At 46.1% G+C, this 12878-nt stretch carries 11 protein-coding genes; 6 read left to right on the top strand and 5 right to left on the bottom strand.

Features of this window, described 5'->3' with window-relative positions:
• Genes UNITIG_RS22200 through UNITIG_RS22225 form a run of 6 tightly spaced genes read left to right on the top strand, consistent with a single transcriptional unit; the run spans position 1 to position 6352 of the window.
• The gene (locus UNITIG_RS22200) at positions 1–981 is read left to right on the top strand and encodes a DUF4040 domain-containing protein (RefSeq protein ID WP_101760513.1); all 981 of its coding nucleotides are present in this window, start codon (positions 1–3) and stop codon (positions 979–981) included.
• The gene (locus UNITIG_RS22205; protein WP_101760514.1) at positions 978–1334 is read left to right on the top strand and encodes a cation:proton antiporter subunit C; all 357 of its coding nucleotides are present in this window, start codon (positions 978–980) and stop codon (positions 1332–1334) included. Before UNITIG_RS22200 ends, UNITIG_RS22205 begins: the two co-directional genes overlap by 4 nt.
• The gene (locus UNITIG_RS22210) at positions 1334–2851 is read left to right on the top strand and encodes a monovalent cation/H+ antiporter subunit D family protein (RefSeq protein ID WP_101760515.1); all 1518 of its coding nucleotides are present in this window, start codon (positions 1334–1336) and stop codon (positions 2849–2851) included. The genes UNITIG_RS22205 and UNITIG_RS22210 overlap by 1 nt, the downstream gene beginning before the upstream one ends.
• Entirely contained in the window at positions 2848–4380 is a 1533-nt protein-coding gene (locus tag UNITIG_RS22215) for a monovalent cation/H+ antiporter subunit D family protein (protein WP_101760516.1), read from the top strand. Before UNITIG_RS22210 ends, UNITIG_RS22215 begins: the two co-directional genes overlap by 4 nt.
• Entirely contained in the window at positions 4381–4635 is a 255-nt protein-coding gene (locus UNITIG_RS22220; protein ID WP_101760517.1) for a hypothetical protein, read from the top strand. It begins immediately after the preceding gene.
• Positions 4628–6352 carry a Na(+)/H(+) antiporter subunit D gene (locus UNITIG_RS22225; RefSeq protein WP_101760518.1) on the top strand — a complete coding sequence of 575 codons (1725 nt, stop codon included), beginning with the start codon at positions 4628–4630 and terminating at the stop codon, positions 6350–6352. The genes UNITIG_RS22220 and UNITIG_RS22225 overlap by 8 nt, the downstream gene beginning before the upstream one ends.
• Positions 6353–6687: 335 nt before the next feature.
• On the opposite strand, the gene UNITIG_RS22230 is transcribed toward UNITIG_RS22225, so the two are convergent.
• The 5 genes from UNITIG_RS22230 to UNITIG_RS22250 all read right to left on the bottom strand — a co-directional run bounded on the left by UNITIG_RS22230 (position 6688) and on the right by UNITIG_RS22250 (position 12837).
• The gene (locus UNITIG_RS22230) at positions 6688–7257 is read right to left on the bottom strand and encodes a hypothetical protein (RefSeq protein ID WP_101760519.1); all 570 of its coding nucleotides are present in this window, start codon (positions 7255–7257) and stop codon (positions 6688–6690) included.
• 527 nt (positions 7258–7784) lie between these two features.
• Positions 7785–8243: a (2Fe-2S)-binding protein gene (locus tag UNITIG_RS22235; protein ID WP_101760520.1), complete on the bottom strand. Its 459-nt coding sequence runs from the start codon at positions 8241–8243 to the stop codon at positions 7785–7787.
• Positions 8240–10573 carry a xanthine dehydrogenase family protein molybdopterin-binding subunit gene (locus UNITIG_RS22240; protein ID WP_101760521.1) on the bottom strand — a complete coding sequence of 778 codons (2334 nt, stop codon included), beginning with the start codon at positions 10571–10573 and terminating at the stop codon, positions 8240–8242. Before UNITIG_RS22240 ends, UNITIG_RS22235 begins: the two co-directional genes overlap by 4 nt.
• 88 nt (positions 10574–10661) lie before the next feature.
• A complete protein-coding gene (locus UNITIG_RS22245; protein ID WP_101760522.1) occupies positions 10662–12389 on the bottom strand; it encodes an acyl-CoA dehydrogenase family protein in 1728 nt (575 codons plus the stop codon).
• 58 nt (positions 12390–12447) lie between these two features.
• Positions 12448–12837 (bottom strand): hypothetical protein, encoded by a 390-nt coding sequence (locus UNITIG_RS22250; RefSeq protein WP_101760523.1) that lies wholly within the window; start codon positions 12835–12837, stop codon positions 12448–12450.
• Positions 12838–12878 lie beyond the last annotated feature (41 nt).

Here is a 12878-nt window from a genome sequence, read left to right on the forward strand (position 1 = left end):
ATGGGCGAGTTGATTAATTTAGTGCTGCTAGCAATGCTCGCACTTACCGCTTTGCGGATTATATTCTTAAAAGATTTATTTGCCGTGGTCATGCTGTTTGGCATCTATAGTTTTTTGTCGGCATTGATATTCGTAAATCTTGATGCCGTTGACGTCGCCTTTACAGAGGCGTCAGTTGGTGCCGGCATATCGACTGTCTTAATGCTGGGGACTCTGACGCTAACGGGCCAAAAAGAAAAACAAAATTCACACTCTTCGGTTTTACCGCTGTTGGTTGTATGTATCACCGGCGCAGCGCTGATATATGGCACTCTAGACATGCCTCCTTTTGGCCACCCGAACAACCCCGCGCATGAACATGTTGCCCCTCGCTATATTGAAGATTCGCCAAAAGAAGTTGGGCTACCCAATATGGTGACCTCCGTATTAGCCAGTTACCGGGGCTTTGATACGCTGGGTGAAACGGTTGTTGTGTTTGCTGCTCTAGTTGGTGTCCTCGCATTGCTGGGGGTTCGCAGAGAAGAAGAAAATGACCTATTTGAACCGGTCTTCAAAAGCCATTTCGTACTACACGTTATCGCCAAACTTATCATTCCACTGATAATTCTTTTCGCGCTCTATGTACAGTTTCATGGTGATTTTGGTCCGGGTGGTGGCTTCCAGGCAGGAGTGATTGCAGCTGCAGCGTTTATTTTATACGCCCTTGTTTTTAGTTTACCCAATGCATTCGCCGTCATTGGCCCTAAGTTTTTGCAGTTTATGGCATCTTTTGGTGTTTTACTTTATGCCAGCGTTGGTTTTTACAGCATGTACAAAGGTGGGCAGTTTCTTGATTACAACAAGCTCGCAGTAGATCCTATCGCGGGTCAACACTACGGCATTATCATTATTGAGCTTGGGGTTGGCATTACGGTATTTGCTGTCATGCTGAATATTTTCTATGCCTTTAGTAGCCAAGTAGAGAGGTCAAGCGCTCAGTGAACTTTATTCTTGATTACTACAACTACTGGATCGTCGTATTTTTGATGATGACCGGTTTTTACATTGTTATATCTGCTAGCAATCTTGTTAAAACAATTGTTGGCCTGAATATCTTTCAAACGTCCGTATTCATGCTTTATATCTCAATGGGCAAAGTGAGTGGTGGTACAGCCCCCATTGTCGTAGAAGGCGCCACCCAATATTCAAACCCTCTGCCGCATGTACTCATACTTACCGCAATTGTTGTGGGTGTGGCGACAACGGCGGTGGGGCTTTCACTTATTATTAGGATCAAACGCGCTTATGGCACTGTTGACGAAAATGAATTTGAAAACAAGGATGACGCCATCTGATGCTTGATCAAAACTTGGCTGTACTGCCTATTATTCTGCCCTTAATTGCAGCACCTATAACACTCATTCTAGGCCGCTCATTACTTGCATGGGGCTTCGCTACATTTATAAGTGCATGGGCCTGCGTTTTTTCCTGGCAGTTATTATCAGCAGCTCTAGCGAATGGCGTACTCAGTTATGCGGTTGGCGGCTGGCCTCCACCATGGGGGATCGAAATACGTGTCGACGCCGCCAATGCTTTTGTATTGTTAGCCGTGTCCGCACTTTCAACGCTGGTATTGCTCTATTCAAAAGACAGTATTGAAAAAGAAATCGACTCATCCAGGCACTCCTTGTATTACACGGCACATTTGCTTTGTCTTGCAGGCCTATCCGGGATTTTGTTGACAGGCGATGCCTTTAATCTTTTTGTTTTCCTGGAGATCTCTTCACTGGCAACCTATACCTTAGTTAGCTTGGGTCCTGATCGTCGTTGTTTAACAGCGGCATTTCGTTACCTGGTGATGGGGACCATTGGTGCCACCTTTATTTTGATTGGTGTGGGCATGCTCTACATGATGACCGGCACCCTGAATATGCTCGACCTGGCGAGCAGAATCGACACCCAGGAAAGCAACCGCACTATCAACACTGGCTTGGCGTTTATCATGGTTGGCGTCAGTATTAAGCTTGCTTTATTCCCGTTACACATGTGGCTACCCTCTGCTTACACCCACGCACCGTCTGCCGTGACGGCATTTTTAGCAAGTACAGCTACCAAGGTAGCTGTATATGTGATGATTCGTTTTATCTTCACGGTATTCGGGGTGAATCATGTTTTCGAAGAAATGAGGATGGATTTGATTTTGATGGCGTTGGCTGTCGTTGCTATTTTCAAATGCTCATATATGGCAGCCGTGCAAAGTAACATTAAAACTTTGCTTGCCTATAGTAGTCTCGCTCAAATTGGTTACATGATTCTCGGCCTCAGCCTGGTCAGCGTAACAGGCCTGTTAGCAAGCCTTATTCATATATTCAATCACGCACTAATGAAAGGCGCTTTGTTTATGGCCGTGGGTGCGGTTTTTTATCGCGTGGGCTCCGTCGATATAAAAGCATTCAGGGGATTGGGGAAGCAGATGCCGCTCACCATGGCAGCATTTACGATTGCTGGCCTCAGTATTATTGGTGTACCACTTACCGTTGGCTTTGTGAGTAAATGGTATTTGGTAAGCGCCGCTCTAGAGCAAAATAACTGGATTTTAGCGGCTTTAGTTCTGGCTGGCTCTCTGTTAGCTATAGTCTATATCGGCCGGGTTCTGGAAGCCGCCTATTTTCAAAAATTACCTGAATCCCAAGACCCGGCCAAGGTCAAAGAGGTACCCTGGCTGATGCTTGCCCCAATGTGGTTGTTAGTGTTGGCAAATATTTATTTTGGTGTTGATACCAGCCTGACGACTGAAGCTGCTAGTGGCGCAGCTGAATGGCTTTTCCAGAACAGCGAAATAGCAACGGGCAAGCTGGAGGTGTCTCAATGAATCTGTGGCACGGAGTAGAACCTTCACAGCTGATTAGTCTCTCCATTTTAGTGCCCTTGGTTGGCGCATTACTTGTTGTCGCTACCGGTAAAATACCGAACCTGAGAGAAGCCGTAACGTTAACAACGGCAACTATTTTGTTCAGTATTGTACTGGCCATCACCGACTACACCTTTCAGGGTGTTGAGTTGCGTTTAGAGCTTGTTGAGTTATTTCCAGGGCTTGGTATTAGCTTTGTCGTGGAGCCCCTTGGCGTACTTTTCGCTTTAGTAGCAAGCTTTTTGTGGATTGTTACCAGCATCTACGCTGTTGGTTACATGCGGGGTCACAACGAAGAGAACCAAACACGCTTTTTCTGTTGCTTTGCGCTTGCGATAAGTTCCGTTATGGCAATTTCTTTCTCAGGCAACTTGCTTACATTGTTCATATTCTATGAAGTACTGACGCTTTCGACTTACCCACTTGTTACGCACGCAGGGAACGACGCGGCTAAACAAGGCGGTCGAACGTATCTAGGTATATTACTCAGCACATCGATCGCTTTTTTACTCTTTGCGGTGCTGGGCACCTATAGCCTCGCGGGCACCCTGGATTTCCGTGCTGGTGGTATTTTTGATGACTCCCACAGCAACGTCGTACTAAGCGCTCTACTTGTTCTATTCTGCTATGGCATTGGTAAGGCTGCATTAATGCCATTTCACCGCTGGTTACCTGCCGCAATGGTTGCGCCGACGCCTGTGAGCGCGCTATTACATGCGGTAGCAGTGGTAAAGGCGGGGGTGTTTAGTCTCTTGAAAGTCGTTATCTATATTTTTGGCCTGGATGAACTTAAAGACCTCGCCACAACAGATATCATGCTTTATATCGGAGCTACAACGATACTGCTGTCATCCTGTATAGCAATGACCAAAGATAACCTAAAAGCGCGTCTAGCGTACTCTACGATTAGTCAGTTGAGCTATATTGTCGTCGGTGCACTCTTGGCGTCATCCATTGCCAGTGCCGGTGCGGCACTGCACATCGCAACACATGCTGTGGGAAAAATCACTCTGTTCTTTTGTGCCGGTGCCATTATGGTTGCCAGCCATAAAAAAAATATCAGCGATATGGTTGGCCTGGGTAGGCAGATGCCGATCACTATGGCAGCTTTTGCGATCGGCGCGATTAGTATCATTGGCTTACCACCGATGGCTGGAACCTGGAGCAAATGGTATCTCACGATTGGTGCCTTAGAAGCTGATAAATTATTAATTGTTGCAGTCTTAATGATCAGCTCACTGCTGAATATTGCTTATCTTCTACCCATTCCTGTCAAAGCGTTTTTCAATACCCAGGCCGGCGAATCGAAATCCTGGACATGGGCTGACACCCAAGAGGCACCACTGCCAATGTTAATTGCCATTAGCGTAACGTCTATGTGTTGTATTGCGTTATTTTTCTATCCACAGCCCTTGATCGACTTAATCAATCTGATCCCAGGCGTTTCGACCCATGTCGAGATTACTAACCCGTTAAAGGGAGAAAGCTAAATGGATAAACAGCATGAACCCAGTGGCTTCTTCGACAAACCAGAAAACATTAGCAAAATGCTAAAGGTTTTCTACGTAATCTGTGGCCTATTGGTTGTCGCCGACTTTATTGTGCATCGCCATATTTACCACGACTGGGAAAATATCCCGGCATTTTATGCCATTTATGGTTTTGTAGGCTGCGTTGTTTTGGTTTTAATCGCCAAGGAAATGCGCAAAGTGTTAATGCGTGGGGAAGATTACTACGATGAATAGTGTCATACCATTTCTTCCACTAATGCTCGGAGCTTTTGCCGCGATTCTGTTACGGGGCTGGTTACGCAATATATTAATGCTGGCTGCCCCGATCGTGGGGGCACTAAATTTAATGGGCTTAGAGCACGGTGTTTTCTGGTCACTTGAATTTATGGGGTATGCACTAGAGCCTGTGCGCGTTGACAAGCTTAGTATGATGTTCGGCTATCTGTTTCATCTCGCTTCATTTATAGCTATTGTTTATGCGCTGCATGTTAAAGACACTATCCAACACGTCGCTGGTCTTGCTTATGCTGCGAGCGCGGTAGGCGCAGTATTTGCCGGCGATTTGCTGACACTATTTGTATTCTGGGAACTGCTTGCGCTGACGTCTGTCTTTCTTATTTGGGCTCGCCGAACCGACCGAGCGTATGCTTCAGGTATTCGTTACCTGATCTTTCAAATTTTATCTGGTGTTTTACTACTCGCGGGGCTTTTAATTTTCGTACAGGTAAATAACAGCCTGTTGTTTAATCAAATTTCCTTGCAGCATGATGGCCTTGCACAAATAGGCGCTTGGTTAATCTTCTTTGCCTTCGGTATCAAATGTGCGTTCCCATTTATGCACAACTGGTTAACCGATTCTTACCCTGAAGCGACGCCGACCGGTACCGTTTTCCTGGCTTCATTTACCACTAAGGTTGCGGTGTACGCTTTTGCCCGAGGTTTCCCAGGCGAAGAAATTCTTGTTTGGATTGGCGTTACTATGGCGTGTTTCCCAATCTTTTTTGCGGTTATCGAAAACGATCTTCGTCGAGTGTTAGCCTACAGCTTGATTAACCAGATTGGCTTCATGATAGTCGGTATTGGTATTGGCACTGCCATTGCTTTAAATGGTGCTGTTGCTCACGCCTTTAATGACGTTATTTTTAAAGGCTTGCTGATGATGACAATGGGCTCGGTATTGCACATGACAGGCAAGATAAATGGCTCCGAGCTGGGTGGCTTATACAAGAGCATGCCCAAAACCACCATACTCTGTATCGTGGGTGCAGCGTCTATTTCTGCTTTCCCACTGTTCAGCGGCTTTGTCTCGAAATCCATGATCATGGCCGCAGCGGTTGCAGAAGGTTATGACGTAGTTTGGTTATTGTTACTCTTTGCTGCTGCGGGCGTGTTCCACCACGCCGGAATCAAAATCCCCTACTTTGCCTTCTTTGCCCATGACTCTGGTATTCGTACTTCAGAGCCTCCCAAGAACATGCTCATCGCCATGACCTTAGCTGCGGTCGCGTGCGTCGTATTAGGTACGTTTCCCGCGCAAACAGTTTACGCACTGTTACCTTGGGAGCATAGCTATCAACCTTATGATGTGACCCACGTTTTAACACAACTTCAATTGCTGTTCTTCTCAGCGCTAGCCTTTGTGTGGCTAAACCTACGCAATATGTATCCACCTGAGTTGCCATCGACTAATCTTGATGCTGACTGGTTCTATCGTAAGCTAGCGCCTACCTTTGTAAAAAGACTGGCGTGTACAATCTACGGAGCCTATGAGAACCTGGAGAGCTCTGTGATTATTTCGATCAAGAAAATGATCCAGAATTCATATGATGCTGAGTCAGGCAAACCAAAAGGATACTTTGCACGACTGTGGCCGATAGAAACCATGGTCGTTTGGGTGGCGGCATTACTAGCGATCTATTTGATGCTTTATTACATGCTTGATCTAGTTTAAAGATAGGCAGTAGTTCAATAGGAACTATTATCCACCTATTGAGATATTATATGGCCAAAGGAATAAAGCAGAAACTATATAGTACAGTCGCTTGAGGTCGAGCCGCTATTGGGGAGTGCTGTTAGGTGACATCAAATATCTCTAGTGGCTCAAGTTCTACCAAAATCTCAGTTTATTAAGCTTACATGCAAACTAAATGGCCGCTATAATTCCAAAAGCTGCCACCACACCTAACGTTTTTACTATGTCCCAGTTCGGCAGTCCAGTGCCAGGAACGGCCATGACCAGAATTAAAAACGGATACCGAAGTAGCCTTAAGATAAAGCAGTTAGTTATTAATTTTTACGCTTAATACTAACTAGACCAATCATCGCCGAACCAAATAGCCAGATTGCTGCTGGAACTGGAACCATAGCAGGTTGAGTATGTGACCAGATTACAAATACATACTTATCTTCGTAGGTTGTATCCCATGCAGCATAAGCGCTGTGATCACCCACACCGTTGCCAATAGCTGAGACACCATGAAGAGCAAGCAGAGAAAAAAAGTGACCATCATACGGATTATAAACCGTAAGTAACCCGCAATAGAATTCATCGTCACAACCCAATAATGAATCATCAGTTCTATCCCAAGCACCGATAAACAGCTGATCAACTAGAGCCTGAGAAGCGAGCATAGCTTCATCGAATGTGTGGAATGTAAAATCGGTGACCTGATCACACCCATTAAAGATGTCAATACACGATCCTTCCGACAGCCTAATGCTATAAAACGAATTATTAACTTCAATTCCCTCTGCGCCATAAATCTGGCCATTACTGTCAGTCAAGATAGTAACGGCCGCATTAGATATAAGAGGTAAGATTAGAAAGCCTAATATGGCTAAAATTTTATTCTGCATGATGAAGCGTCCTTACTATTTTTATTAAGATACATTCTTACGTACTTGAAGCTGTTGAGTCAAACGGGTTATGTAAAATACTCCGGCAGTTACTGGCAAATGATGTCGTACTACCAATAATGGGGACGTATCAACTGTCGGTTAAGGGTCAACAACTGCCGAAGCAACCATTTAGCTTACATGTAAACTAAATGACCGCTATAATTCCAAAAGCTGCCATCACATCTAACTATTTCACTATATCCTGCCTCGGTAGTTAAGTGCCTGACCGCAAAGGATCATAAAAACGCCGCTGAAATTGCATTAAGATAATCACCATAACATCCGCAAATTATCGACGAGATAAGCTTTTCTCTCACAAAAGCCTATCAATGAGACCCTGCCAACCCGATTGTTAACGCTAGGAAAATGCAGGTGGCAAACGGTCTATCAATGACATTCCCCCTTTCTTTAAGCTTAACGTCGATGATCATGACAGACCCAAGCACATCGAATTACCCGCTGATTTATAAGATTACATCTCGCTGTTAACTGTCTTGTTGCGCTGCTGTAAGAATGGCTTTGCGAATCCTCGGGTAGGACCCACATCTGCATAGATTGCCCGACATGGCATTGTCTATGTCATCATCAGACGGTGCTGGGTTGTTAGCAAGCAGTGCCGTGGCCGCCATAATTTGTCCTGATTGACAGTACCCACACTGTGACACTTCTTCTTGTATCCATGCTTGTTGAACGGGGTGCAAGGTATCACCATCACTCAAGCCTTCAATGGTTACCACTGTACGATCTGCGATTGAAGAAATGGGAAGGGAGCAGCTGCGCACAGGAATGCCTTCAACATGAACGGTACAAGCGCCACATTGACCAATTCCACATCCATATTTTGAGCCTGTTAATTTAAATATGTCGCGGATAACCCAAAGCAAAGGCATTTCATCGGGGACTTCGGCGCGGACAACTTGGCCATTTAGCGTAAACTCAATCATGATAGTACCGGGGCTCCAGCCGCTAAGGGGGCTTGTGCAAAACTGGTTTGATAGTGCTTGAATTCAGAATTTTGCATTATCGGCAAAGAACGTATTCTCATGCCGGTTGCCTGAAAAATCGCATTAGTGAGTGCGGGTGCAACACCCGGCACTGCAGGTTCGCCCATTCCACCGGGCCGTTGTTTGGGGCTGTCCAACAAAATGGTTTCAATAGTCGGCGTTTCGTTCATTCGCATGCGTTTATAGTTATTAAAATTATCCTGCTGTGCGACGCCATCTACAAAAGTGACTTGCTCAAACAACGCGGAAGAAAGTCCATCGATGATAGAACTTTCCACTTGGGCAATAACATTGTTGGGGTGAATGACCTGACCGCAATCAACAGCACAGACGACGCGTTTTACTATTAAGGTATGGTTTTCATTAACCTCAACTTCAATAGCGTGAGCGACCACGCTGCCATGAGATTCAGTGACGGCAAAACCAATATTGGTTAAACCTTTAACGCGCGTCTCAACGGCTTTCAGTACGGCTAGATGGCGCGGCTGATTGTTTAAGCTTTTTAAACGAACAGCCAACGGTGAGTGATTAGCTGCAGCTGCCAATTCGTCGATAAAACTTTCCATAAAAAAAACATTCCAGGATTTGCTAACGCTACGCCAGGCGCCGGCCGGTATATGTGAATCGACCGGGATATAGCTAACCTTTAAATTCTCGATAGCATACATACTTGGGTTAACGGTACTCACCATCGAGCTGTCCTTGCGTGCATCGCCGCCCCTTGGGTTAGGTGTGCGCTTATAAAGGCTAGCCACTACGGATTGCATCACCAGCGAAAAATCAATGGCCGTAAGTTTCCCGCTTGAATCTATAGCGCCTTGAATTTTGCACAGTCCAGCGGGGCGATACATATCATGAAGAACATCCTGCTCCCTTGACCACATCAACTTAACCGGACGACCGGGAAAACGCATAGCGGCCGAAACCGCTTGCTCAACGAAATCCAGCTCGGATCGACGGCCAAAGCCACCGCCTAAAAACGTGGTATGGACCATCACCTTTGATGGGTCGATGCCAGTAATTTCAGCGCCCACATCACGCGCCATAGAATGTGCCTGAGTCGGCGCCCAAATGGTTAAGCTATCATTTTCAAACAATGCCGTCGCATTCATCGGTTCCATGCAGACATGAGCAAGATAGGGAACATCATAACTGGCGGTAACAACGGATTGCGATGCGCTCTGTGCGTTTTTTAGAGCGGCATTAACATCGCCATCTTGTCTGAATATCACAAGGTCGGGGTCATTCAGTTTCTCACGATATTCCTGATATAAGGTGTCGCTGTTGACGGTGCCATCAACGGGAGGCTTGGAAATAACCTTGATTCGTTTCGCTGCCTCCAGCGCAATCCAGCTGTTATCTGCCACTACGGCAACAGCCATTTCTATACCAGGCTTGCCGACAGGAAAAATTGCTTGAATACCGTTGCGATCAGTTAACGCTTCTGCTGAAAAGGATTCGATTTCGCTACCGGCAATAGGGCCGTGCATGACAGCGCCATAGAGCATATCAGGGAGTTGTATATCGAGTCCGTAAGTGGCTTTGCCGGTGACTTTGAGAGGCTCGTCAATGCGCGGAGGATTGGTACCAATCAGACGAAAATCTGCTGGTGATTTTAGTATTGGATTACCGGGTGGCTTTTCTTTTGCGGCCGCTTCAGCCAGTTCACCATAACTGAGCTGTTCACCAGTCGAGGGATTGATAACATAGCCTTTGCGCGTGTCCAATTGCTCTTTTGGTACATGCCAGCGTTTGGCTGCTGCGCTAATAAGCATTTGCCGGGCGCTAGCCCCAGCTGGCCTTAATGTATCCCAGGCATCAACGGTACTTGAGCTACCAATAGTGATTGATAAGCCCATGGCGTGAAACACTTCACGAACAAGCCAGGTGCCGGCACCTTTAGCAACGCTTGCGTCAGGGTCGCCAAAAGGCTGACCACCTTTCATCATGCCAAAGTTAAAGTAATCGCGATCTACCGGAGTAAATTCAAAAGTGATTGATTGCCAGTCCGCATCGAGTTCCTCCGCTAACAGTATAGCCAAAGTATTGATGATACCTTGGCCCATTTCAGCACGATGAATGCCGATAGTCACTTCGCCATCCGGGGAGATTTTTAACCACGCGTTAAAAGTAACGGCTTGTTTGCCCGTGTTAGCAAATTTTTCTGTCGCACTACCATCATCAAGTTGATGACTTGCATAGGTAATACCCAAGGCAAGACCGCCGCCAGTTGCTAACCCTGCAATAAGAAAAGAGCGTCGTGAAATCATCGATTGATGCTACCAGTTAAGGCTTCAATTGAATAGGCAATGTCTTGTGCCGCTAAAGTAAAGATTTGCCAAGCACTAATACGCCAACTTAAAGCTGAGGCTGCGCCCGCTCAATAATTGCTTTGCAGTCAACACCATTGGGTAAGGTGCCATAATTTAATCCGGATTCATGCAAACCCAGGCTGCCACTGATACGTGAAGCAATAAATCCTTCCGCCACAAACTGATTTCCGTTTTTCAGTAACACACTGGCTTGCAAACCTAGCGCCAGCTTCTCGACTATCGCGCGCGAGCGATATTCCAGAGTAGATACATCCACAAAATCATCTTTTAAATTATTTAAAAATTTGTCAAAACGATTATCCAAACCAGAGGCACTGGCAAGTTCAGCCAGAAAAGCGTCAATCACTTTCGACTCTTTTTTCATTGCCCGCAACACATCCAGACATTGCACATTACCGGAGCCTTCCCAAATTGCATTAACCGGCGCCTCACGATAAATACGCGGCATAATATTTTCTTCTACATACCCCACGCCACCTAAACACTCCATGGCTTCATAGGCGTGATTCGGGGCGCGCTTACAAATCCAGTATTTACCAATAGCGGTGGCTACACGGGCGAATAAATGCTGTTGTTCATCCGCAGGATTATCTAATGCGTTACCGACACGCATTGACATGGCCAACGCAGCTTCCGATTCAATCGCAAGATCAGCCAACACATTTTGCATCAACACTTGCTGGTGCAAGTTTTTACCAAAGACATTTCGACCACCGGTATGGTGCAATGCTTGCGCGGTCGCGGCGCGCATCAACGCGCTGGACCCCACCATGCAATCGAAACGGGTCATCGATACCATTTCTATAATCGTCGCAACACCACGACCTTCCTGCCCAACCATTTGCGCATAAGCACCACGGAATTCTACTTCCGCAGAGGCATTTGAAATATTGCCCATTTTATTTTTCAAACGCTGCACATATAGCTGATTTTTGCTGCCATCAGGGCGCCAGCGCGGCAATAAAAAGCACGACAACCCCTGCTCCGTTTTCGCCAATACCAAAAACGCATCACACATCGGCGCCGAGCAAAACCATTTATGGCCCACCAATTGATAAGCCTCACCAGGACCGGTTTTATTGGCCTCTATTGGCTGCGCACTCGTGGTATTGGCACGTACATCGGAGCCACCCTGCTTCTCCGTCATAGCCATACCGATAGTCACACCCTGTTTTTCAAACCAGGGAATATTACGTTCGTCATAATGGCGTGCCGTAATCCTGGGCAGCCAATCTTTAGCTAAACCCGGTGTGGTTTTAATCGCCGGCACTGCCGCGAACGTCATGGTTAACGGGCAGCCCGATCCCGAGTCAGCCTGATTGTGCATATACTCCATTGCAGCACGAGCAACATGGGCACCTTTAGCATTACTATTCAAGGAATTTTCTGCGAAGCGATCAGTCGTCCACGGCAAAGAATGCAGCCCAGCTTCAATGGCAGTGCGCATTAGCTGATGGTAGGCCGGATGAAATTTAACAAGATCAATTCGATGACCAAAGCGATCATGCGAATGAAATTCCGGTTTAAACTGGTTAGCTAGAAAACCGGCCTCAATGAGTTCATGCCCAACATGTTGACCATACTGACGCACTTCATCTTGAGCAAAATCACCATTAAATGCCCTCATCCAATGCTGCAGCGCAACATCCGAATCATACGCATTGTAATTTTCCAAAGGTGCAGGCTGGTTAAACACCTCATGCGTTTCACCTAAAGTGGAAGCCGAAAAATGTGATGTGTTTTCCGTAGCCATACAGGTACCTATTTATGCTCTGTCATCACTATACAGCTGCCGTTAGTCACAATTACCGTCAGCTAGCGGCAACACTTTTACACAATAAACAATTAAAAAATGATTGCCCGGTAACACGGAGCGAACCAATAATATAGGTTAAACCAATAGTGCCATCGAATGCGACCAAGGCATATTCCCACTGCATGGATAAACCGTTAGGCACAGCATAAATTACCGCTGACACGGCGGTCAGGCGCACCAAGCCCTGCCAAAAAATAACCGGGTAGCGATTAACCATATCTTTTGATGCCCACATTAAACATGCGGCCGCCATCATTAAAAACATGCCCAAGGTCATTAATGCAACAAATTGTCCTGGTTGCGGATCCATTATGGCTCCGGCCCACGTTGCTGCGCCGACTAAAAAATCCAATGCGCCCGTCCAAAATACAAATTTTTGTAACATGATCAAACTCCCGTATTGTTATTGTAGTTTTAAAAAATTTA

It is taken from the genome of Oceanicoccus sp. KOV_DT_Chl (assembly GCF_900120175.1).
GTDB lineage: Bacteria > Pseudomonadota > Gammaproteobacteria > Pseudomonadales > Dasaniaceae > Oceanicoccus.

What these genes read in the sequence shown, in the direction of transcription:
- UNITIG_RS22200 (WP_101760513.1), top strand. Translation starts at nt 1, where the DNA reads ATGGGCGAGTTGATTAATTTAGTGCTGCTAGCAATGCTCGCACTTACC.
- UNITIG_RS22210 (WP_101760515.1), top strand. Translation starts at nt 1,334, where the DNA reads ATGCTTGATCAAAACTTGGCTGTACTGCCTATTATTCTGCCCTTAATT.
- UNITIG_RS22215 (WP_101760516.1), top strand. Translation starts at nt 2,848, where the DNA reads ATGAATCTGTGGCACGGAGTAGAACCTTCACAGCTGATTAGTCTCTCC.
- UNITIG_RS22220 (WP_101760517.1), top strand. Translation starts at nt 4,381, where the DNA reads ATGGATAAACAGCATGAACCCAGTGGCTTCTTCGACAAACCAGAAAAC.
- UNITIG_RS22225 (WP_101760518.1), top strand. Translation starts at nt 4,628, where the DNA reads ATGAATAGTGTCATACCATTTCTTCCACTAATGCTCGGAGCTTTTGCC.
- UNITIG_RS22230 (WP_101760519.1), bottom strand. Translation starts at nt 7,257, where the DNA reads ATGCAGAATAAAATTTTAGCCATATTAGGCTTTCTAATCTTACCTCTT.
- UNITIG_RS22235 (WP_101760520.1), bottom strand. Translation starts at nt 8,243, where the DNA reads ATGATTGAGTTTACGCTAAATGGCCAAGTTGTCCGCGCCGAAGTCCCC.
- UNITIG_RS22240 (WP_101760521.1), bottom strand. Translation starts at nt 10,573, where the DNA reads ATGATTTCACGACGCTCTTTTCTTATTGCAGGGTTAGCAACTGGCGGC.
- UNITIG_RS22245 (WP_101760522.1), bottom strand. Translation starts at nt 12,389, where the DNA reads ATGGCTACGGAAAACACATCACATTTTTCGGCTTCCACTTTAGGTGAA.
- UNITIG_RS22250 (WP_101760523.1), bottom strand. Translation starts at nt 12,837, where the DNA reads ATGTTACAAAAATTTGTATTTTGGACGGGCGCATTGGATTTTTTAGTC.